Source organism: Promicromonospora sp. MS192, assembly GCF_049532985.1.
Taxonomy (GTDB): Bacteria; Actinomycetota; Actinomycetes; order Actinomycetales; family Cellulomonadaceae; genus Promicromonospora.
In genome coordinates, this window is sequence record NZ_CP186693.1 from 5,930,287 (window position 1) to 5,953,016 (window position 22,730).

Annotated in this window: 16 protein-coding genes; 13 read left to right on the plus strand and 3 right to left on the minus strand. The window is 72.7% G+C overall.

All coding sequences use genetic code 11. From position 1 onward, the window contains the following. The first annotated feature begins 8 nt into the window (after positions 1 to 8). The 8 genes from ACO229_RS26465 (at position 9) to ACO229_RS26500 (ending at position 10,819) form a co-directional block, all read left to right on the plus strand. On the plus strand, positions 9 to 1,031 hold the full coding sequence (locus ACO229_RS26465) for an ABC transporter ATP-binding protein (RefSeq protein WP_423463265.1): 1,023 nt from the start codon (positions 9 to 11) through the stop codon (positions 1,029 to 1,031). After that, positions 1,028 to 1,732, plus strand: coding sequence for an ABC transporter ATP-binding protein (locus tag ACO229_RS26470; protein ID WP_397415104.1), 705 nt, complete (start codon positions 1,028 to 1,030; stop codon positions 1,730 to 1,732). Before ACO229_RS26465 ends, ACO229_RS26470 begins: the two co-directional genes overlap by 4 nt. A 247-nt stretch (positions 1,733 to 1,979) precedes the next feature. After that, positions 1,980 to 3,638, plus strand: coding sequence for a peptide ABC transporter substrate-binding protein (locus ACO229_RS26475; protein ID WP_423463266.1), 1,659 nt, complete (start codon positions 1,980 to 1,982; stop codon positions 3,636 to 3,638). A 152-nt stretch (positions 3,639 to 3,790) separates the two neighbouring features. Beyond that, complete coding sequence (locus ACO229_RS26480) at positions 3,791 to 4,717, plus strand: ABC transporter permease (protein WP_423463267.1); 927 nt, start codon at positions 3,791 to 3,793, stop codon at positions 4,715 to 4,717. Beyond that, a complete protein-coding gene (locus ACO229_RS26485; protein ID WP_423463268.1) occupies positions 4,710 to 5,672 on the plus strand; it encodes an ABC transporter permease in 963 nt (320 codons plus the stop codon). The genes ACO229_RS26480 and ACO229_RS26485 overlap by 8 nt, the downstream gene beginning before the upstream one ends. Continuing rightward, the gene (locus ACO229_RS26490; RefSeq protein ID WP_423463269.1) at positions 5,669 to 7,414 is read left to right on the plus strand and encodes a dipeptide ABC transporter ATP-binding protein; all 1,746 of its coding nucleotides are present in this window, start codon (positions 5,669 to 5,671) and stop codon (positions 7,412 to 7,414) included. The genes ACO229_RS26485 and ACO229_RS26490 overlap by 4 nt, the downstream gene beginning before the upstream one ends. 200 nt (positions 7,415 to 7,614) lie before the next feature. Continuing rightward, complete coding sequence (gene typA / locus ACO229_RS26495; protein ID WP_397415115.1) at positions 7,615 to 9,558, plus strand: translational GTPase TypA; 1,944 nt, start codon at positions 7,615 to 7,617, stop codon at positions 9,556 to 9,558. Positions 9,559 to 9,655: 97 nt separating this feature from the next. Beyond that, positions 9,656 to 10,819, plus strand: a complete 1,164-nt coding sequence (locus tag ACO229_RS26500; protein ID WP_423463270.1) for a PIG-L family deacetylase — start codon at positions 9,656 to 9,658, stop codon at positions 10,817 to 10,819. Positions 10,820 to 10,825: 6 nt separating this feature from the next. Here the strand turns inward: ACO229_RS26500 and ACO229_RS26505 are convergent, their stop codons facing one another. Beyond that, a complete protein-coding gene (locus ACO229_RS26505; protein WP_397415119.1) occupies positions 10,826 to 11,395 on the minus strand; it encodes a hypothetical protein in 570 nt (189 codons plus the stop codon). Positions 11,396 to 11,453: 58 nt separating this feature from the next. On the opposite strand from ACO229_RS26505, the gene ACO229_RS26510 reads away from it, so the two are divergent. The 5 genes from ACO229_RS26510 (at position 11,454) to ACO229_RS26530 (ending at position 18,533) form a co-directional block, all read left to right on the plus strand. Further along, entirely contained in the window at positions 11,454 to 11,852 is a 399-nt protein-coding gene (locus tag ACO229_RS26510; protein ID WP_423463271.1) for a hypothetical protein, read from the plus strand. Positions 11,853 to 12,300: 448 nt separating this feature from the next. After that, positions 12,301 to 15,663: a VanW family protein gene (locus tag ACO229_RS26515; protein WP_423463272.1), complete on the plus strand. Its 3,363-nt coding sequence runs from the start codon at positions 12,301 to 12,303 to the stop codon at positions 15,661 to 15,663. Between the two features lie 19 nt (positions 15,664 to 15,682). Beyond that, positions 15,683 to 16,522: a hypothetical protein gene (locus tag ACO229_RS26520; protein ID WP_423463273.1), complete on the plus strand. Its 840-nt coding sequence runs from the start codon at positions 15,683 to 15,685 to the stop codon at positions 16,520 to 16,522. Further along, on the plus strand, positions 16,519 to 17,526 hold the full coding sequence (locus tag ACO229_RS26525) for a prephenate dehydratase (RefSeq protein WP_423463274.1): 1,008 nt from the start codon (positions 16,519 to 16,521) through the stop codon (positions 17,524 to 17,526). The genes ACO229_RS26520 and ACO229_RS26525 overlap by 4 nt, the downstream gene beginning before the upstream one ends. After that, complete coding sequence (locus tag ACO229_RS26530) at positions 17,523 to 18,533, plus strand: prephenate dehydrogenase (RefSeq protein WP_397432837.1); 1,011 nt, start codon at positions 17,523 to 17,525, stop codon at positions 18,531 to 18,533. Before ACO229_RS26525 ends, ACO229_RS26530 begins: the two co-directional genes overlap by 4 nt. 57 nt (positions 18,534 to 18,590) lie before the next feature. Here the strand turns inward: ACO229_RS26530 and ACO229_RS26535 are convergent, their stop codons facing one another. Together ACO229_RS26535 and glgX are read right to left on the minus strand one after the other, a co-directional pair. Beyond that, entirely contained in the window at positions 18,591 to 20,306 is a 1,716-nt protein-coding gene (locus tag ACO229_RS26535) for an FAD-binding dehydrogenase (RefSeq protein ID WP_397432835.1), read from the minus strand. 62 nt (positions 20,307 to 20,368) lie between these two features. Next, complete coding sequence (glgX, locus tag ACO229_RS26540) at positions 20,369 to 22,693, minus strand: glycogen debranching protein GlgX (protein ID WP_397432834.1); 2,325 nt, start codon at positions 22,691 to 22,693, stop codon at positions 20,369 to 20,371. Between the last annotated feature and the right edge of the window lie 37 nt (positions 22,694 to 22,730).

The window sequence follows — 22,730 nt, forward strand, 5'->3', positions numbered from 1 at the left end:
GAGACGCGATGAGCACGACCATCGAGCTGACCGGCGGCGCCCCGGCGTCGGCCGCCCGTGCGGGTGGGGGCGAGATCCGGTGCGGCGACCTGGTGCGGATCTTCGCCACCGACGGCGTCGAGGTCCAGGCGCTGCAGGGCCTGACCCTGAGCGTCGACCCGGGCGAGATCGTGGCCGTCGTGGGCGCGTCCGGCTCCGGCAAGTCCACGCTGCTGACCATCCTCTCCGGCCTGGACACGCCGACGGGCGGGTCCGCGGTGGTGGCGGGGACCGACCTGCTCACCATGGGTCACGCCGAGAGGGTGCGGTACCAGCGCTCGACGGTCGGCTTCGTGTGGCAGCAGACCTCCCGCAACCTGCTGCCGTATCTCACGGCGAGCGAGAACGTGCGGCTCCCGCTGGAGCTGGCCGGCACGCTGCCCCGGCGCGACCGCGCGCGTCGCGTCGAGGACCTGCTCGAGCTGCTGGAGGTGGGCCACGTGGCCGGGCGGCGACCGGGCGAGATGTCCGGTGGTGAGCAGCAGCGCACCGCCATCGCGGTCGCGGTGGCCAACGACCCGCGGGTGCTGCTGGCCGACGAGCCCACGGGCGAGCTCGACGAGGCGACCTCGGTCGAGGTGCTGGAGGCCCTGCGCGGCGTGAACCGGGAGACGGGCGTGACCACGCTGATCGTCACCCACGACCCGACGGTGTCCGAGCACGTGGCGCGCACCGTCCAGATCCGCGACGGCCGGACGTCCACGGAGACGCTGCGCCGCACGGAGGTGGACGAACACGGCGCCGAACGGCACGTCGCCGAGGAGTTCGCGGTGGTCGACCGGGTGGGGCGCCTGCAGCTCCCGCAGGACTTCGTGCACGCGCTCGACCTGCGTGACCGCGTGCGGCTGGCCCTGGAGCCGGACCACGTCGGGGTGTGGCCGGCGGCGCCGGGTGCCACCACCGGGCGGACGGAGGCCGGGCGGACGGAGACCGGACGTACAGAGGCCGGACGTACAGAGGCCGGACGCACCGGGACCGAGGAGGACCGATGACCACGACGACGTCCGCGCGCACCGTGCTGCGCGCCGAGGGGCTCACCCGGGTGTTCGGTACCGGCGCGGGCGAGGTGCACGCCCTGACGGACGCGTCGGTGGAGGTCGCCGCCGGTGAGCTGCTGGTGGTGCGCGGCCCGTCGGGCTCGGGCAAGACCACGCTGCTGAACCTGCTCGGGGGACTGGACCGGCCCACGTCGGGCGGCGTGTGGCTGGGCGACGCGGAGCTGACGGCGCTGGGGGAGAAGGCGGTGCTCGCCGCGCGGCGCGACCGGATCGGCTACGTGTTCCAGTCGTTCGGGCTGGTGCCGGTGCTCTCGGCGGCCGAGAACGTGGAGGTGCCCCTGCGACTGCGGCGGACGGCCCCGGCCGAGCGCGCCCGGCGGGTGGCCGAGGCCCTTGCGGCCGTGGGCCTGAGCGGGCACGCGAAGCAGCGTCCGTACGAGCTGTCGGGCGGGCAGCAGCAGCGGGTGGGTATCGCGCGGGCACTCGTGGCCGAACCCGAGGTGCTGCTCGCCGACGAGCCCACCGGACAGCTCGACTCCGCCACCGCGGCGGTCGTGATGGACCTGCTGGCCCGGGTGGTGCACGAACGCGGGGTGGCGGCCGTCGTCTCCACGCACGACCCCGAGCTGATGGCGCGGGCGGACCGGGTGGTGGAACTGCACGACGGGCGGGTGAAACCAGCCGCTGACGGGTGAAATTCCTGGTGGACGGCCTCACGGCGGCTTTGTTACGGGTGTGAGAACCACCTGGTCAGAACTGTTACCCGGTGTTACCCGTGCATACCGAGATGGTCACAACTCGGTGGCGTTTCCCCGGTGGTGGTCATCACCATTCGCGCGGAGCGGTTACGTTAGGTCGTGATACCACGGGGCGCAACGAAGCGCCCGCATCACTCCGGACGGCACCCGCCGGACCGGGGTGTACTGCTACCCAGGAGGACACGTGACACCTCGAAAGCGACTTGTGGGGCTCGGCGCGTTCGCGCTCGCCTCGTCGCTCGTGCTGACCGCTTGCGGCGGTGGCGGCGGCGATGACACCGGCGACGGCGGCGCCAGCACCGGCATCGTGACGGTCGGCAACGGTGAACCGCAGAACCCGATCATCCCCACCATGACCAACGAGACCTTCGGGTCCAAGGTCACGAGCAACATCTTCGCCGGTCTCGTGTACTACGACGCCGAGGGCGTCGTGCACAACGAGGTCGCGGAGTCGATCGAGTCGGACGACAACCAGGTCTGGACGATCACGCTCAAGGACGGCTGGGAGTTCTCGGACGGCACGCCGGTCACGGCACAGAGCTTCGTGGACGCCTGGAACTACGGCGCCTACGGCCCCAACGCGCAGAACCTGAGCTACTTCTTCGAGCCCATCGAGGGCTTCGCGGACGTCCAGGTCCCCACGGACGACGCCGGTGAGCCCACCGGTGAGGACCCCGCCGCCGACACGCTGTCGGGCCTCGAGGTCGTCAGCGACACCGAGTTCACCGCGACGCTCTCGCAGCCGGAGTCCGACTTCCCGCTGCGGCTGGGCTACTCGGCCTTCTACCCGCTGCCCGAGTCGTTCTTCGACGACCCGGAGGCGTTCGGCGAGGACCCGATCGGCAACGGCCCCTACGTCCTGGAGAACTGGGAGCACAACTCGCTGATCGAGCTGCGCCCGAACGAGACGTACGCGGGCGAGCGCGAGGTCCAGAACGGTGGTGTCGACCTGGTCGCCTACACCGACGAGGACTCGGCGTACAACGACCTGCTCGACGGCAACCTGGACATCGTCACCAACGTCCCGGCCTCCGCCTTCGGCACGTTCGAGGACGAGCTGGGCGACCGCGCCGTCAACCAGCCGGCCGCCGTCATCCAGGTCATCAACGTCCCGGAGTACAACGAGAAGCTCAAGGGCGAGGCGGGCCTCCTGCGCCGCCAGGCCATCTCGATGGCGATCGACCGTGAGGCCATCACCGAGACCGTGTTCTCCGGCTCGCGCACCCCGGCCACCGACTTCACCTCGCCGGTGATCAACGGCTGGAGCGAGGACCTCGAGGGCAACGAGGTGCTCGACTACAACCCGGAGGAGGCCAAGGCGCTCTGGGACGAGGCCGAGGCTATCGAGCCGTGGGGTGACGAGCCCCTGTACATCGCGTCCAACGCGGACAGCGACCACCAGTCGTGGATCGACCCGACCTGCAACGGCATCCGCGACACGCTCGGCATCGACTGCGAGTTCGACGCCTACCCCACGTTCGACGAGTTCCTCGACGCGCGTGACAACGAGGAGATCAAGGGTCTCTTCCGCGGCGGCTGGCAGGCCGACTACCCGGCCATGAGCAACTTCCTCGGCCCGATCTACGGCACGGGCGCCGGCTCGAACGACATGGGCTACTCGTCCGAGGAGTTCGACGCCAAGCTCAAGGAGGCCAACGGCGAGTCCGACCCGGACACCGCCATCGAGCTCTACAAGGAGGCCCAGACGATCCTGTTCCAGGACCTGCCGGGTATCCCGCTCTGGTACAACAACGCGACCGGCGGCTGGTCCGAGGCCGTGGACAACGTCGTGTTCGGCTGGGACAGCGACCCGATCCTGTACCAGGTGACCAAGTCGGAGTGAGCCTGATCACGACCGGACCCCCGGTGTGACGCTCCGCTCCAGGTGAGGCGGGGTACGCGCGACGCGTACCCCGCCTTCCACTGTGCTGTGGCGCACCACCGCGGAGTTGTCCGGGAGAATGGTTCGCTGAAACCGCCCAAGGAGAATTCTCGATGCTTTGGTATCTCGGACGCCGGCTGCTGCAGGTGATCCCTGTGTTTCTCGGCGCCACCCTCTTGCTGTACGCGCTGGTGTTCCTGCGTCCCGGTGACCCCGTGGCGGGCCTGGGCGGTGAGCGCGGGCTGCCCGAGGCTGTGCAGCAGCAGATCCGCGCCCAGTTCCACCTGGACCAGCCGTTCATCGTGCAGTACCTGTACTTCCTGAAGGGCATCTTCACCTTCGACCTCGGCAACACGTTCACCGGCCGCCCCGTGTCGGAGGTCGTGGCGGAGGCGCTGCCCATCACGTTCCAGCTCGCGATCATGGCGCTCGCGATCGAGACGATCTTCGGCATCGGCTTCGGCCTCTTCGCCGGTCTGCGCAAGGGCAAGCTCTTCGACTCGACGGTGCTGGTGCTCAGCCTGCTGCTCATCGCCCTGCCGACGTTCGTCACCGGCCTGGTGCTGCAGATCGTCGTGGGTGTCCAGCTCGACTGGCTGCCCGTCACCGCCGGACGAGATCCCGACTTCGTCAGCCTGCTGATGCCCGCCATCGTGCTGGCCACCACGTCGTTCGCCCAGATCCTGCGCCTGACCCGTACCTCGGTCATCGAGAACGTCACGGCCGACTTCGTGCGCACGGCGCGGGCCAAGGGCCTGTCGCGCGGCAAGGTGGTCAACCGGCACGTGCTGCGCAACTCGCTCATCCCCGTCGTCACGTTCATCGGCGTGGACCTGGGCAACCTGATGACCGGCTCGATCGTCACCGAGGGCATCTTCAACATCCGCGGCGTCGGCGGCACGCTGTTCGAGGCGATCGCGCGCGGGGAGTCGGTCACGATCGTGACCATGTCCACCGTGATCGTGCTCGTCTACATCGTCGCCAACCTGCTCGTGGACCTGCTCTACGCCGTCCTGGACCCGAGGATCCGTTATGCCTGAGAACCGCTACGACAAGGCCCCGCGTCCGGGCCAGGGCCGCTACGTGGCCGCACCGGAGGACGTCAAGGTGGGCGTCGTCGACGCCGTCTCGACGGACGAGGCGCCGTCGAGCATGTGGCGCGAGGCGTGGCGCGAGATGAGCCACCGGCCGCTGTTCTGGGTGTCCATCACGATGATCGCGATCGTCATCGTGGTCTCGATCGCGCCGGGCCTGTTCACCTCCCAGCTCCCGCGCGACAACTGCCTGCTGTCGAACTCCCTGCTGCCGCCGTCGAGCGAGCACTTCTTCGGCACGGACAAGGTCGGCTGCGACATCTACACGCGCACGTTGTTCGGCGCGCGGGCGTCGGTGCTCGTCGGCCTGCTCACCACGGCCTTCGTCGTCGTGCTCGGCACCGCCATCGGCGCCATCGCCGGCTACTACGGCGGCTGGACCGACACCATCCTGTCGCGCATCACGGACATCTTCTTCGCCGTGCCGTTCGTGCTCGCCGCGATCGTGATCCTGAGCATCGTGCCCTCGCGCAGCGCGTTGGCCGTGGCGCTCGTGCTGGCGTCCTTCGGCTGGACCACGATCGCCCGCATCACGCGTGGCGCCGTGCTCAGCGTGAAGAACAACGAGTTCGTCACCGCGTCGAAGGCGCTCGGCATGAGCCGCGGCGCGATCCTCTGGCAGCACGTGCTGCCGAACTCCGCGGCGCCGATCATCGTGTACTCCACGGTGGCGCTCGGTACGTTCATCGTGGCCGAGGCCACGCTGACGTTCCTCGGCATCGGCCTCGACCCGTCGACGGTCTCGTGGGGCGGTGACCTCTCCAACGGGCGGTCCTCGATCCGCACCAACCCGGAGATCATGTTCTACCCGGCCGCCGCACTCGCCTTCACCGTGCTCGGCTTCATCATGCTGGGCGACGTCGTGCGCGACGCCCTCGACCCGAAGGCGAGGAAGCGATGACCACCACGATCACCCTCACCGACGGTTCCACCGAGGACGCCCCGGTGCCCGCCGAGAAGCGCGACGACAACACCCCGCTGCTCGAGATCAAGGACCTGCAGATCTCGTTCACCACGGCGACCGGCGTCGTCGACGCCGTGCGCGGCGTGGACCTCACCGTCTACCCGGGCCAGTCCGTGGCCATCGTGGGCGAGTCGGGTTCCGGCAAGTCCACCACCGCGCACGCGATCATCGACCTGCTGCCCGGCACCGGCAAGGTGACCGGCGGGTCCATCACGTTCGGCGGCCGCGAGCTCGTGGGGCTCAAGCGCCGGCAGGTCGAGGACATCCGTGGCCGTGAGATCGGCCTGGTCCCGCAGGACCCGATGTCCAACCTGAACCCGGTGTGGCGCATCGGCACGCAGATCGACGAGGCCCTGGTGGCCAACGGCTTCCAGGGCACCAAGGCGGAGCGCACCGCGCGCGTCGCCGAGCTGCTCGGCGAGGCCGGCCTGCCCGACGCCGAGCGCCGGGCCCGCCAGTTCCCGCACGAGTTCTCCGGCGGTATGCGCCAGCGTGCGCTCATCGCGATCGGCCTGGCCTCGCGGCCCAAGCTGCTCATCGCGGACGAGCCCACCTCCGCCCTCGACGTGACGGTCCAGAAGAAGATCCTGGACCACCTGGAGGGCCTCACCGCCGAGCTCGGCACGGCCGTCCTGTTCATCACGCACGACCTGGGTCTGGCCGCCGAGCGCGCCGAGCACCTCGTGGTGATGTACAAGGGCAAGGTCGTCGAGTCGGGCCCGGCGCTGCAGATCCTCCAGGACCCGCAGCACGAGTACACCAAGCGGCTCGTGGCCTCGGCCCCGTCGCTGGCGTCGCGTCGTATCCAGTCCGCGCACGCGCGCGGCCAGGAGTCCGAGGACCTGCTCGCCGAGCACGCCGACGAGGCCGCCACGACGGCGCCCGACGTCGTCGTGGCGAAGGACCTGACCAAGGTGTTCCACATCCGTGGCTCCCGGCCGGGTACGCACACCGACTTCACGGCGGTGGACGGTATCGACTTCACGCTGCCCAAGGGTCACACGCTGGCCCTGGTGGGGGAGTCGGGCTCCGGCAAGTCGACGGCGGCCAACATGGTGCTGGGACTGCTCGAACCGACGTCGGGCACGGTGATGTTCGACGGCAAGGACGTGGCGAAGATGTCCGCGAAGGAGCAGTTCGCGCTGCGCCGTCGCGTGCAGCCGGTGTTCCAGAACCCGTACGGGTCGCTCGACCCGACGTACTCGATCTACCGCTCGATCGAGGAGCCGCTCGTCCTGCACAAGGTGGGCGACCGCAAGTCCCGCGAGGCGCGCGTGCGCGAGCTGCTCGACATGGTGTCGCTGCCGCAGGCCACCATGCGCCGGTTCCCGAACGAGCTGTCGGGCGGGCAGCGGCAGCGCATCGCCATCGCGCGTGCCCTGGCGCTCAAGCCCGAGGTGCTGGTGCTCGACGAGGCCGTCTCGGCGCTCGACGTGCTGGTCCAGGCGCAGATCCTGACGCTGCTCAACGACCTGCAGGCCGAGCTGGGGCTGTCCTTCCTGTTCATCACGCACGACCTCGCGGTGGTCCGGCAGATCGCCGACCTCGTCGCGGTGATGAAGGACGGCAGCATCGTGGAGCACGCGACCACCGACGAGGTGTTCGACAACCCGCAGCAGGAGTACACGCGCGACCTCCTGGCGGCCATCCCGGGCGCGAGCCTGGAGATCGGCGGCTGACCGCTTCCTCCGCGCGCGTGTCAGGCCCTCAGGTCGCTCCGGCGGCCTGAGGGCCTGACGCATTCGGTGTGTTCACCGCGCAGTGACACGGTCGACACCTGGGGATTTCGATTCGCGGGTAAGATGGGTGGTGCTGCGAGACCGGTCCCTTCGGGCCAGAGTCCGCGCCCCCTGACCTCCCTTCTGGAAATGAGTGCTCCGTGACCGTGCCTGCAACCGCGCCGACCTCGGCCCGTGCGACCCGTTCCGACCTGCGTAACGTCGCCATCGTGGCCCACGTCGACCACGGCAAGACCACGCTCGTGGACGCCATGCTGAAGCAGGCGGGCGCGTTCTCGGCGCACCAGCACGTGGACGACCGCGTGATGGACTCCGGCGACCTGGAGCGTGAGAAGGGCATCACGATCCTCGCCAAGAACACCGCGATCCGGTACGCCGGCCCCGCGGCCGCGGCGAGCGGTGAGCCCGACGGCATCACCATCAACGTGATCGACACCCCCGGCCACGCCGACTTCGGCGGCGAGGTCGAGCGCGGCCTGTCCATGGTCGACGGCGTCGTGCTGCTGGTCGACGCGTCCGAGGGCCCGCTGCCCCAGACGCGCTTCGTGCTGCGCAAGGCCCTGGCCGCCAAGCTGCCGGTCATCGTCGTCGTGAACAAGGTGGACCGCCCCGACGCGCGCATCAGCGAGGTCGTCGCCGAGACCACCGACCTGCTGCTCGGCCTGGCCGGCGACCTGTCGGACGAGGTCGAGGACCTCGACCTGGACGCCATCCTCGACGTGCCCGTCGTGTACGCGTCGGCCAAGGCCGGCCGCGCCTCCACCGACCAGCCCGCCGACGGCGGCCTGCCGGACAACGAGGACCTCGAGCCGCTGTTCGCCACGATCCTCGAGAAGATCCCCGCGCCGACCTACGAGGAGGGCGTGCCGCTGCAGGCTCACGTCACCAACCTCGACGCGTCGCCGTTCCTCGGCCGCCTCGCGCTGCTGCGCATCCACAACGGCACCCTGTCCAAGGGCCAGAACGTGGCGTGGGCCCGGCACGACGGCACGCTGCAGAGCGTGAAGATCACCGAGCTGCTGGAGACCAAGGCGCTCGACCGCGTGCCGACCGACAAGGCCGGCCCCGGCGAGATCGTCGCCGTCGCGGGCATCGCCGACATCATGATCGGCGAGACCCTCACCGACATCGACGACCCGCGCCCCCTGCCGCTCATCACGGTGGACGACCCGGCCATCTCGATGACCATCGGTATCAACACCTCGCCCCTGGCGGGCAAGGGCGGCAAGGGCCACAAGGTCACCGCGCGCCAGGTGAAGGACCGCCTCGACTCCGAGCTCATCGGTAACGTCTCGCTGAAGGTGCTGCCGACCGAGCGTCCGGACGCCTGGGAGGTGCAGGGCCGTGGTGAGCTCGCGCTGGCCATCCTGGTGGAGCAGATGCGCCGCGAGGGCTTCGAGCTCACGGTCGGCAAGCCGCAGGTGGTCACCAAGGAGATCGACGGCAAGCGCCACGAGCCCATGGAGCGCATGACCATCGACGTGCCCGAGGAGTACCTCGGCTCCGTCACGCAGCTCCTCGCGCAGCGCAAGGGCCGCATGGAGACCATGACGAACCACGGCACCGGCTGGGTCCGCATGGAGTTCATGGTCCCGGCGCGTGGCCTCATCGGCTTCCGCACCCAGTTCCTCACCGACACGCGCGGTACGGGTATCGCCGCGTCGATCTCCGAGGGCTACGAGCCGTGGCACGGTCCCATCGAGTCGCGCATGACGGGCTCGCTGGTCGCGGACCGCGCCGGCAAGGTCACGCCGTTCGCCATGATCAACCTCCAGGAGCGCGGCTCCTTCTTCGTGGACCCCACGCAGGAGGTGTACGAGGGCATGATCGTCGGCGAGAACTCGCGCAACGAGGACATGGACGTCAACATCACCAAGGAGAAGAAGCTGACGAACATGCGGTCCTCGACCGCCGACAACTTCGAGAACCTCATCCCGCCGCGCAAGCTCACGCTCGAGGAGTCGCTGGAGTTCGCGCAGGAGGACGAGTGCGTCGAGGTGACCCCTGAGGTCGTCCGCATCCGCAAGGTCGTGCTGAACGCCACGGACCGCGCCCGCGCCGCGGCCCGCGCCAAGCGCTCCTGACCGCGCCCTGCCGTTGAGTGCTGGATCTTCGCCCGTGAACTGCCGTTCCGAGGGCGAAGATCCAGCACTCAACGCTTTGTCCGGGGGGCTGGTGGTCGTGCATGCGCATCCCGACGACGAGACGCTGTCGACCGGTGGGCTGATCGCCACGTTCGCGGCGGCCGGGCTGCCCGTGTGCGTGGTCACCTGCACGCGCGGCGAGCGGGGCGAGGTGATCGCCCTGCCCGGGACGACGTCGGAGGGGCTCGCCGGCCTCGAGGGCGACGGTCCTGCCCTGGGCGCCTACCGCGAGACGGAGCTGGCTGCGGCGCTGGAGCATCTGGCGGGCGGCGGCGAGGGACCCGGCCGGATCGAGCATGTCTTCCTGGACATGTTGCCTGGTGTACCGGACACCGTCTCCGGTGCGCCCGGCGCGGTGTCTGGTGTGTCCGGCGTCCTGTCCGGTGCGCCGGGCCTGCCCGCGGGCGTCGCGCCGTTCGTCGTCGGCGCCCCCGGCGCAGCGCGGTACGAGGACTCGGGCATGGCCTGGGTGGCACCGGGTGTCGCCGGCCCCGCACCCGACTCCCCGCCGACGGCGTTCGCGCGGGTGCCGCTCGACGGGCCCGCCGGGCGGCTCGCGGCGCTGATCCGGGCGCGGCGTCCCGCCGTCGTCGCCACGTACGAGCCGGGAGGCGGTTACGGCCACCCCGACCACGTGCGCACGCACCAGGTGACCGTCCGTGCGCTCGAGCTCGCGGCCGGTCCGGCCGTGCGGCAGGGGCAGCCGTGGGACGGCCCGGAGCTGTGGCAGGCCGTCGCACCGGCCGCCGAGGTGCGCGCGGCGCGGGCGACCCTCGCCGCCCTTCCGGAGGCCCGGGAGCTCGCGACGACCCACGCCCTCACTCTCCTGGACCCGTACGAGCCCCTCCCTCCGCTGGCGAAGCCCACCCTGGACGCGTGCTGGCTGGCTCCAGAGCCTGCAGACCCGCAGCCGTGGTCGGCAGAAGGCCAGGTGATCGGCACCCCGGGGTACCGATCACCTGACGATCTGCCGATCACCCGGTTCGGTGGGGCGGCTGGTCCGGGCGCGGTGCGGGTCGATGTGCGGCCCGTGCTGGGGCGGGTCGTCGCCGCGCTGCGGGCGCACGCGACCCAGGTGCAGCACGCGACGGCGCTGCCCCACGCGGAAGGGGCCGTCGTCGGCTGGTACGCCCTGTCGAACGACGTGCTGGCGCCCCTTCTCGCCGACGAGACGTACCTGGTGACCCGGCCGGTCCGCTGAGGGGGCTCAGCGCTCCTGGAGGGCGTCCAGCGCGATCGCCATGGCGGCCACGAGCCGGCGGTCGAGCTGCGGGTCGTGGATGTTCACGACGTACCGGTCGCGCAGGCCCCACTTCTTCTCCACGGAGAACGCGGGCCGGCCCTCGACCAGGAAGTCGAAGTGGTACGGCAGCCAGTCGACCTCGGCCAGCCGCCGGATGATCGCGACGGCGGTGCTGCGCTCGGAGCCGGTGGCCGTGGCGTACCCCGGCTGCTCCAGGTGCCAGGTGCTGCGCAGCAGCGAGCGCGCGAAGTCCTTGCGGAACGAGCCGATGGGGGAGCCGCCCGCGTCGACGACGTCGTAGGTGGCGCCGAGGTCGATGACCTGCCGCGCCTTGAAGCCGAGCACGGCCTCCTGCTTCTTCTCGTCCGTGTAGAGCGTCACCTGCTCACGGAACGCCATGCGCTTCTGCTGCGCGAAGGCGTAGAGGTCGCCCTCGGAGCCGTCGGGCCGGGCGCCGTGCACCTCGTACTGGTTGACCAGCATCCGGATGCGCTGTCGGACGATGAGCTGCGTCTGTGCCTGGAGCGTGTTCACCCGCGGGAGTGTTCCACATCCGCAGGACCCTCCCAGGTGCGTGCTGGACAATGGTCGGGTGAACTCACCCGGACGTCACCTCGGACGAACGATCGTGCGCACCCTGCTGGCCGTCCTGCTCGGCGTGGTGCTGGGCGCGCTCGGGACGGTGGTGCACCGGTACGGCGACGAGTCCTGGTACCTCGGTCTCGTGCTCGCCCTCGCCCTGACCGCCGCCGCGGGCGTCCTCGCGCGCGCCTGGGCGGGTTATGGCACGCTGCTGGGGTTCGGTGTGGGCTGGGTCGCCATGGTGCAGGCCCTGTCCCTGCCGGGTTCGGGGGGCGACGTCGTGGTGCCGGCGGGCCTGCTGGGCATGGCCTGGTCGTATGCCGGGGTGGCCGTGCTGGCCGTCGTGGCGTTCCTGCCGTCGTCGTGGTTCGCGGAGGTTCCGGCGCGCCGGAACCGGTCTGCCGCCTGAGGCCTGCGCGTCTGCGCGAAGTGCTTCAGGATGGTGGGCAGGATTGATACACAACCTCCACCTCGGGACGTCCGGTACGCGACCTTGAGTCGGATTCCTGCTCGATAGGATTCCCGGCAGGGCGGCCCCGTCCAGCGGATTCGCCGCAGTCTCGGTGCGCCCTGGGGGACGCGGAGGGCCCGCGTCTCGGGTAGTTGCACGGAGCGTGCCGATGGGTCAGCCGACCGAGCGTGACGAACCGCTCGAGCCGACGTCAGACGAGAACGCCGGGACGGAACCTGCCCCGGCGATGCCTCCCCGCCTGTCCCGGACGCGCCCAGGCAGCGTTCCCCGACAGGTTGCCACACCCCCCGCACGGCCGACCGACCCGGGAGCCGTGCAGTTCGCAGCACCGGCCGGTCGACCGACCGCACAGCCGGCTTCCCCGTCCCCAGAGAAAGCCCAGCCCGTGACCCCTCCGGAGCAGTCCGAGGCCCCGAAGGCCCGCCAGCCCGTCACCCCGCCGGCCATCCCGCCGGTCACGCCCGCGCGCGCCCAGGAGGCAGCGGCGGACGCCGCGTCGTCCGCAGCGTCGCCGCACGAGCCCGCCGCGTCGCCGTCGGACGCCGGGAAGCCGGCTGCGATGTCGGACGCCGCCAAGCCCGCTGCGATGTCGGACGGCGGTGCTGAGCCCGCCGTGACGTCGGACGGCGGTGCGACGACGGCCGACGCGGGGTCCGGTGCCTCGCCGGCCGGGGCCGACCGGGCGGAGGCGACACCCGTCGACGCCGGGCGGACCCCCGCTGCGTCGGCCGCCGCGGCTCCCGGACCGGGCGACGCCCAGCCGTCGGGTACTCCGGCCGTCCCCGCGGGGCCCGCTCCGCGCGCCGGTGACGCCGCCCCGTCCGCGGGCGGGCAGGGTGCGTCGGTGCCGGGCGCGGCGTCGGCCCCGGCCGTTCCCGTGCGGAGCAAGCCGAGCCCGTCGGCGGACCAGCCGGGCTCGTCGTCCGCGACCCCGGCCGAGCCGCCGAGCGCCGACAACCCGGACGTGGCCGTGCTGCAGACGGTCGTCAACGAGCTCGCGACCCCGGCGACCAAGGCCACCACCACGCCGAAGAGCGGGTACACGCCGCGTGTCTTCGCGTTCGAACGGCCGCCCAAGCAGGCGCCGGGCGCGGGCAGCACCCCGAACGCCGCCCCCGGTGCGTCCGGTTCGGACGCGACGGCGGGTGCAGCCGCCGGTGCTGCTGCGGCCGGTGCCGCTGCAGGTGCTCCGGCCGGTTCTGCTGCGAGGGCCGCCGGAGGTGCTGCCGCGGGTGCCGCCGCCGGAGACGCGACGCCGTCCGGCGACGCGTCTCCGTCCGCTGCTCCGGTGAGCAGGCCCGCGACGGAGAGCGCGCCGACCAACGCCTCGAAGGGCGCGGCGCCTGCCGGCCCCGCGTCCTCCGACACCTCGTCAGGCGGTGCATCCGCCGACACCCCGGCCGACGCGTCGCCCGGCACATCGCCCGGCACATCGCCCGGCACATCGCCCGGCACATCGCCCGGCACAGCACCGGACAGGACGTCCGCCTCCGTCCCCGCGGGCCCGGCAGCCGCCGGCGCCCCGTCGCCCACCAAGGACACGGCAGCAGCCGTCGCGGCGAGCGCGGCCGCCGCCTCCGCCGCGGCGTCCGGCGTCACCCCCGCCGCGGCGTCCGGCGTCACCCCCGCCGCCTCGGGCGGCACTGCGCCTGTCGCCGCCCCCGGCGTCACCCCGCTGGGCGTGGTGTCCGCCCCGTCCACCCCTGCGCCGGGCGTCGCCACGTCCGCTCCCGCAGCCCCGCCGGCACCGGCGACCCCCGGTGCGCCGCCGTCGGTGCCGCCGCGTTCGCTCATCCCGCCGTCGGGCCCGGACTCCGCCGCACCGTCCGGTCCGGGTAGCGTGCCCGCTCCGGACGGCGGCCAGAACTCGTTCCTCAAGCCGCTCACCGGCGCGATCCAGCGCGTCTCGCGCTGGGCGCCGGTGAACCCCGGCGCCGCGGCCGCGTCCGCGCAGCAGCCGGCCGGACCTGCCGGTCCCGGCGGCGGACCGGGCGGACCCGGTGGGCCCGGTGGACCGGGCGCCCCGACCGCCCCGGGCAGCTTCTACGGGCTCGCCGGTGACGGCGCCCCGAGCCGCGGACCGAAGTTCGCGCTGTTCGCGGTGCTCGCCGCCGTCGTGCTGTTCGGCGTCTACTCGCTCGTGGCCTGGAGCCTGAGCGACCGGGTGCCGAAGGAGACCACGGTGGCCGGCGTCGACGTCGGCGGCATGACGCAGGGCGAGGCCGCCTCCGCGCTGACGGAGCAGCTCGGCCCGCGGCTCAAGGAGCCGATCGCCCTGACGGCGGGCGAGGGCAAGGCACAGCTCTCCCCGGAGCCGAGCGGCCTCGCGATCGACGCCGAGGCCACGGCGGCCCAGCTCACCGGCTTCTCACTGAGCCCGGTGCGCATGTGGGCGCACATGTTCGGCGGCACCGAGGAGGAGCTGGTCCTGGACATCGACTCCGAGAAGTTCGACGCCGCCGTGGCGGGCCTCGAGGAGTCGCTCACCGTCGCGCCCGTGGACGGCACCGTGTCGTTCGTCGACGGGCAGCCGGCCAAGACCGACGCGAAGGACGGTTCACGGATCGTCACCAGCGAGACCTCCCGGATCATCCAGGAGCGCTGGCTGCACGACGAGGGGCCGTTCGACCTGCCGATCGAAACCGTCGAGCCGACGATCACGCAGCAGGAGACGGACGACAGCTTCGCCGTGGCGCAGAAGGTCGTCTCGGCACCCGTCACGGTGTCGGTGGGCGGGCAGAAGCCCGTGCTCACGCCCGCCGTCCTGGCCGGGCTGGTCCGGTTCGAGCAGCGGGACGAGACGCTGCGGACCATCGTGGACCGCGAGGCCGCCGTGGCGGCGATCGTGGAGGGCACGACCGACCTGCTGGAGGTCCCGGACGACGCGCACTTCGAGTTCGTGGGCGGTACGCCGACGGTCGTCGAGGGCAAGACCGGCACCACCCTGGACCCGGCGGAGACCGGCAAGGCCGTGCGGATCGCCGCGACGAGCGACGACCGCGAGACGTCGGTCGAGCTGGTCGAGCAGGACCCGAAGGAGACCGTCGAGTCGCTGGAGGCGCTGGGCGTCAAGGAGATCGTGTCCGAGTTCAGCACGCCGCTGACGAACGAGCCCGTGCGCACCCAGAACCTGGTGCGGGGCGCCGAGATGGTCACGGGCAACCTGGTCAAGCCGGGCGAGACCTTCTCGCTGCTGGAGGCCCTGGCGCCGATCACCCTGGAGAACGGGTACTTCGACGCGGGCGTCGTCGAGAACGGCGAGCACGTGGAGGCGGTGGGCGGTGGTCTCTCGCAGATGGCCACCACCTCGTTCAACGCGGGCTTCTTCGCCGGGTTCGACGACATCGAGCACCACGCGCACTCCTACTGGTTCCCGCGCTACCCGGCGGGCCGCGAGGCCACGATCTACGTGGGCGCCAAGGACATGAAGTTCCGCAACGACACCCCGTACGGCGCGGTCATGCAGGCCTTCGTGGCGGACGGCAAGCTCACGGTCCGCATCTGGAGCACCAAGTACTACACGGTCCAGGAGAGCACCAGCCCCAAGCGGAACATCGTGCCGAAGACGACCATCCACGACTCGTCGGCGGACTGCCAGCCGTACCCGGGCGGTGAGGACGGCTTCTCGGTCACCATCTCCCGCAAGGTGCTCCACGAGGGCAAGGTGGTCAAGGAGAACTCGTTCAACCACTCCTACAACCCCGACAACCCCGTGGTCTGCGACGGGCCGGGCGGCTCGGACGGCTGACGGGCGGTAGGTTGCGCACATGCTAGGACGGAGCGAGCGGGAGTCTCCCGCGCACGCGGTGCTCGCCGCGCGGATGGCGGGCTGGAACGACCCGGTGGAGCTGCTCGACCTCGGCACGACGGCGGACACGCTCGCCACCGTGGCGAGCATCGACGCGCTGGCCGCCGTGGTGCACCTGGGACACCCGGAGCACCCGGCGCCGGGCCTCGAGCGGGCCCTGCTGGAGGGCGACGCGTCGCTCATCGTGACGGCCGCCGTCGCGGTGCCCGGTCAGTGGGTTTGGGTCGGTTCGGGCGCCACGGGTGGTCAGGTGGTGATCGACGAGGCGGGCGTGCGGGACTGCGCCACGGTGCTGCGCGGCCTGGGTGCGAGCCTGCGCCTGGTGCCCACGCGGGCGACGGTGGCGGAGCGGATCGCGCTCGCCGGCGAGGGTGGCTCGCTCGTGATCGAACGGTCCCGGGTGCCCGCGGGGTTCACCGAGCTGCCGGACAGCGCGGCGCTGGCCGCGGGCGGACCCGTCTGGTACGGGCTCCTGGAGTCCCGGGCGGACTGGCCGCCGTTCACCGAGCCCGCGCAGGTGTGGCTGGCGTTCGGGCCGTCCGACGACCACCTGGGATCCCTCCAGCCCACGCTCGCCGTCATCGCCGACGCCGGTCTGGACCTGGTCCACCTGCGCAGCCAGCCCTCCTCGGGCGGTCCGCACGCGTTCTTCGCCTCGTTCTCGTGCCCCACGTCGGACGTGCTGAACGACCTCGTCGCCGCCCTCACGCAGCGCGGGGTCGCGCACCGTACGCTCGCGGTGCTGCCGGGCGACTCGTTCGTGCCCGGTCCGGACGCGCTGACGCCGCGGTGGGCATGACGGCGCCGGCCGGTCGCCCCGCCACCCGGGTCGCGTACCTGGGTCCCGAGGGCACCTTCACCCACCAGGCGGCGCTCGACTGGGCCCGCCGGTACGCGCCCGACGGCGCGGTCGTCGCGGAACCGCTCGCCACGGTCAAGGACGTGCACGACGCCGTCGCGGCGGACTCTGCGGCCGGCCCTCCGACGGACGGGTCGGCGAGCCCCCGGTTCGGCGTCGTGGCCGTCGAGTCCTCGGTCGAGGGTTACGTGGTGCCGTCCCTGGACGCCCTGCTGTCCAGCGCGGACGTCGTGGCCGTCGACGAGGTGGCCATCGACGTGTCCTTCGACGCCTTCGTGCGCCCGGACCACGGCGAGCTGACCGAGGTGTCCGCGCACCCGCACGGCCTCGCGCAGTGCGCCGGCTTCGTGACGAGCACCGGGCTGGCGACGGCCCCGGCGTCGTCCAACGCGGCTGCGTGCCGCGACGCCGGGCCCGGGACCGTCGCCCTGGGACCCACGATCTGCGGCGAGCTGTACGGGCTGGACACCTACGCGACGGCGGTCGAGGACTTCCGCGGCGGACGGACCCGGTTCCTCGTCCTGACGCGGCGTGCCGTGGCCGGCGCGTACCTGGAGCGCACGCGGGCCGCCGGCGAGACCGCGTGGAAGACGATGCTCGCCATCACCCCGTCGGTGACCGGCCCCGGTGTGCTGGCGCGGATCACCGCCGCCTTCGGCGACCGCGGCGTGAACATGTCGAGCCTCATCACGCGGCCGCTCAAGGCGCAGGAGAGCCGGTACGTGTTCGTCGTGACGTTCGACGACGCCCCGTGGGCCCCGGGCGCCCGCGAGGTGCTCAGCGACCTGCTCGCCGCGGGGGACTCCCTCAAGACGCTCGGGCTGTTCCCCGCCGGGGCCGGGTTCCGGACCCTGGACGGCCCGCTCGACCCCGACCACGTGCCCGTCGGCTCGGTCTCCTCGGCCGACGCCGACCCGGCGCGGGGCCGGGGGCTGCTGTGGTGAGCGTCGGCGTCGTCGGCCTGGGGCTGGTCGGCGGCTCGATCGCCCGCGCCCTCCAGGCCGCGGCGGTCCCGGTCGTCGCGACCGACCCCGTCTCCGGCGGCGAGGCCCGCGCGGCGGGCCTCACGGTGGCCGACGACGTCGCCCGCCTGGCCGCCAACCGGCCCGACGTCGTGGTGCTCGCCGCGCCGCTGCGCGCGATGCGGTCGGTCGCTGCCGAGCTGGCCGACGCGCTCGCGGGCGAGCCCGGCTGGGACCCGACGGTGACCGACGTGGGTTCGGTGAAGGGGCCGGTGCGGGAGGCGGTCGCCGAGGCCGGCCTGGGGGAGCGGTATGTCGGCGCACACCCGATGTCCGGTACCGAGCACAGCGGTTTCGCGGCGTCGTCGGCGGAGCTGATGCAGGGCGTCCCGTGGGCGGTGACGGTGGGGCCCGGTACCGACCCGGACCGGCTCGTGCGGGTGCTGACCCTGGTGACCGGGCCGCTGGGCGGCACGGCCGCGGTGCTCACCGACGAGCTGCACGACGAGGCGGTGGCGCTGGTGTCGCACGTGCCGCACGTGCTGGCCACCCAGCTTCTCGGCGCGGTGGCGGGGGCGCCGGTGCGCGACCTCGCCCTGGGGCTCGCCGCGGGCTCGTTCCGGGACGGGACCCGCGTGGGCCTCACCGACCCGCGCCGCACCGAGGCGATGGTGACCGAGAACGGCACCTGGGTGGCCCCCGCGCTGCGGCTGGCCGCCCGGGACCTGGAACGCCTCGCGGACGCGCTCGACTCCAACGCGCCGACGCACTGGTTCTTCGACCGGCCCGACCCGGTGCGCACGCGGCTCGGCCGGGCGCGGAGCAGCCGCGTGACCGGGCTGCGCCCGGGGGACGTGGCCGGTGCCGGTGCCGACGAGACGGTGGAGACCGTGCGGCTGACGGACGACTGGCCCACGGAGCTGGTGACCCGCTGCGCCCAGGGCGCCGTGGTGATCAGCCTGGAGGACGGCCAGGCCCTGCTGCGGTAGCGGGAGACGGCACCGCCCGGCCGACCCGGCCGACGCGCGCAGCCGGGTCAGCCGGGTTCAGAGCGACTCCGCCAGGGCCCGGCCCGTCGTCCGCCCCGTGAAGAGGCAGCCGCCCAGGAACGTCCCCTCCAGGGCGCGGTGCCCGTGCACGCCGCCGCCCCCGAAGCCCGCGGCCTCGCCCACGGCCCACAGCCCGTCCAGCACCTCGCCGTCCGGCGTCAGGGCCCGGCCCGTCTCGTCGCACCACAGGCCGCCCAGGGTCTTGCGGGTCAGCACCGACAGGCGCACCGCGAGCAGCGGTCCGTCCTGCGGGTCGGTCAGCGCGCGCGGCGGCGCCACCCGGATCGCCTTGTCCACGATGAAGTGCCGCGCCGCCGACGTCGCCACGACCTGCGGGTCCTTGCCCAGCCCGGTGGCCACCTGGGCGTCGCGGGCGGCGATCAGCGCGGCCAGGGCCTCACCGTCCACGTGCCCGGTCGACCCGGGCGTCGCCTCGGTGAGCGCGTTCATCGCGGCCGCGAGCTCGGCGGGGGTGTCGGCCCACAGGAACTCCTGCGACTGCTCGGCGAAGGTGCGCACCGGCACCGACCGGCCGCGCACGCGCTCCAGCAGCAGCGGCACCGACCTGCCGGTCAGGTCGGGGTTCTGCTCGGAGCCCGACAGTGCGAACTCCTTCTCCATGATGGTCTTGTTCAGCACGAACCAGGAGTGGTCGTCGCCACGGGAGGTCACGTGCTGCAGGGCACCGAGGGCGTCGAACCCGGGGAACAGCGGGCCCGGCAGCCGGTTGCCGTCGGCGTCCAGCCAGAGCGACGACGGGCCGGGCAGGATCCGGATGCCGTGCTTCGACCAGACCGGCGAGTGGTTCGCGATGCCCTCGGGGTAGTGCCACATCCGGTCCTCGTGCACCAGCGCCGCACCGGAGGCCGCGGCGACGCCCAGCATGAGCCCGTCGGTCGAGTCGGGCACGCCCGAGAGCATGCGCTCCGGGAGGCGCCCGGCGCTCGCGGACCACCGGGCCCGGGCCAGGTCGTGGTTGGCGCCGATGCCCCCGCTGGCGACGACGACGGCCTGGGCGGACAGCTCCACCTCGCCGGTGACGGTACGGCCGGACGGCTCGCCGCGCCCGGCGTCGTCGTCGGCCAGGACCTCCGCGCGGACGCCGGTGACGCGGCCGTCGGTGACCACGAGCGAGGTGACCCGGTGCCGGAAGCGCAGGTCGAGCAGCCCGGCCCGGTTCGCCTCGTGCGCCGCGGCGACGAACGGCGCGACGATCGCGGGCCCGGTGCCCCAGGTGACGTGGAAGCGGGGCACCGAGTTGCCGTGGCCGCCGGCCGGGTAGCCGCCGCGCTCCGCCCACTGCACCAGCGGGAACCAGCGCACCCCCTTGCCGTGCAGCCACGGCCGCATGTCGCCCGCGGCGAACTCGACGAACCCCTGCGCCCACCGGTACCCGAACCGGTCCGGACCCTCGCCGCGCTCCGCGCCGGGGTCGAACTGCGCGGAGCCCAGCCAGTCGGCGAACGCGAGCTCGGCGGAGTCGCGGACCTTGAGCCGGCGCTGCTCGGGCGAGTTCACCAGGAACAGCCCGCCGAACGACCACCACGCCTGACCGCCCAGCGACGCGGCCGGTTCCTGGTCGAGCAGGACCACGCGCCGGCCCGCCGCGGTCAGCTCGGTCGCGGTCACGAGACCCGACAGGCCCGCGCCGACGACGATCACGTCGGTGCTCCCCGCGGCGGCAACGTCGTTGTTGTGGACGGAGTCAGTCATGACCGCACTGTAGCCAGGTCGCGGGCGCCACGGTCAGCCCCCTCGGCCGTCCCCGGGGTGAACTACGTACGGCCTGGCGAGAGCAGCACCTGGATGCTGAGCGGGTCGAGGGTCGACGCCGTCCGCGGCCCGGCCTCGTCCTCGGGCACGCGCGGGGCGTCCCACCCGGAGTCCCAGACCAGCTCCCACGGTGCGTCGCCGTCCGCCCGGGCGGGCAGGGTCACCGCGACGTCGCCGAAACCGCCGTTGAGCACCAGCAGCACGTCGGCGTCGCCCGCGCCGGGCCCGGGGCGCAGCATCTGCAGCACGCGCCGCCCGGGCTCGTTCCAGGTGGCGGGCTCCATCAGCGCACCGGTCTCGGCGAACCACAGCAGGTCCGGGTCCGACTCGTGCGGCCGTGGCGAGCCCAGGTAGAACGAGTCGGCCCGCAGCGCGGCGTGCTCGCGCCGCAACCGCAGCAGGTAGCGGGTGGTCTCCAGGAGGTCGGTGGCGGCGTCGTCGAGCGCCCACCGGATCCAGGACGTCTCGTTGTCCTGGACGTAGGCGTTGTTGTTGCCGCCCTGGCTGCGGCCCAGCTCGTCGCCCGCCGTCAGCATGGGGGTGCCCGCCGCCAGCAGCAGGGTGGCCAGCAGGTTGCGCTGCGACTTGCGACGCGGCGGCACGATGGCCTGCCAGGGGTCGGTCGTGGCGTCGTCGCCCGACGGCGTGTGGCCCTCGATGCCGTGGTTCCACGACAGGTTGTTGTCCGAGCCGTCGCGGTTGCCCTCGCCGTTGGCCTCGTTGTGCTTGTGGTCGTAGGCCACCAGGTCGGCGAGCGTGAAGCCGTCGTGCGCCGTCACGTAGTTGACCGACGCCACGGGCCCGCGTACCAGCGGCGGGTCACCGGGGCCGAACAGGTCCGCGCTCCCCGCCAGCCGCGTGGCCAGGTCGCGCAGGCCGAGCATCTCCTGCCCGCGCACGCCCTGCTTGGGCGCGTCGAGCCAGAACCCGCGCACGGCGTCCCGGAACCGGTCGTTCCACTCCGCCATCGGCGGCGGGAACGAGCCCGTCTGCCAGCCGCCCGGCCCTACGTCCCACGGCTCCGCGACCAGCTTGAGCCCCGACAGCACCGGATCCGTCTGGAGCGCCACGAGGAACGGGTGGTCCGGGTCGAAGCCGACGTTGCCGCGTCCCAGCGTCACGGCCAGGTCGAACCGGTAGCCGTCCACGCCCACCGTCTGCGCCCAGTAGCGCAGCGAGTCCAGGGCCATCTGGATCACCCGCGGGCGCCGGAAGTCGAGGGAGTTGCCGGTGCCGGTGACGTCCGCCAGGGCGGCAGGCGAGGCGCCGTCGTGCAGGTAGTAGACCGGGTTGTCGAGGCCGCGCCACGCGAGGTGCAGGCCGTCGTCGCCGCCCTCGCCGGTGTGGTTGTAGACCACGTCGAGCAGCACCTCGATGCCCGCCTCGTGCAGCAGGTGCACCATGCCGCGCACCTCGTCGAGCACGGCCTCCGCACCCTGCTCCTGCGCGGCGCGGGTCGCGTAGGCGGCGTTGGGCGCGAAGAACCCGAGCGTGTTGTAGCCCCAGTAGTTCGGCAGCCCGTGCGCGGCGAGGCGCGGTTCGGCCACGCTCTTGTGGATCGGCAGCAGCTCCAGCGTCGTGACACCGAGGCTCAGCAGGTGCTCGACGACGGCCGGGTGCGCCGCCCCCGCGTAGGTGCCCCGCAGCTCGGCGGGGATGTCCTCGCGGAGCATCGTCAGCCCGCGCACGTGCGCCTCGTAGATCACGGTGTCCGCCCAGGGCACGCGCGGCCGCGTCAGCGGCGGTGGCGGCGTCAGCGGCCCGACCACGACGGAGTGCGGCACGTACGGCAGCGAGTCGGTCCCGTCCGCCGCCCCGTACGGGTCGCCGAGCCACAGGCCGGGGCCGGGCCGGTCGTCCTGCCGCGCCGAGACCGAGCCGATCACCTCGGGCCCGTAGCGCAGGCGGCCCGCGAACCCCCGCGCGTACGGGTCCGCCAGCAGCTTGGCCGGGTTGTGCCGCAGCCCCGCGTGCGGGTCCCAGGGCCCGTGCACGCGGAAGCCGTAGCGCTGGCCCGGGGCGACGTCCGGCACGTGCGTGTGCCAGACGCCGTACACCGGACCCACCATCTCGACCCGCCGCTCCGTGTACCGGGCGGGATCGTGCTCGTCGAGAGCCGGGTCGGTCACGTCGATGAGGCACAGGTCGACGGCGGTCGCGTGCGACGCGAGCACCGCCGCGTCGATGCCGCCGTCGGGCGTGACGTACACGCCCAGCGGCGGCACGTGGCTGCGCCGGGCCGTCGGCCGGATGAGCGGCCGCACGACCTGACGGGGCGGCGGCTCGCCCGGCGCCCGCTGCGGTTCGACTCTTTCTGACTGCGCCATGTGATCAATCGTTGCAGGACTGTCGGCGGACACGATC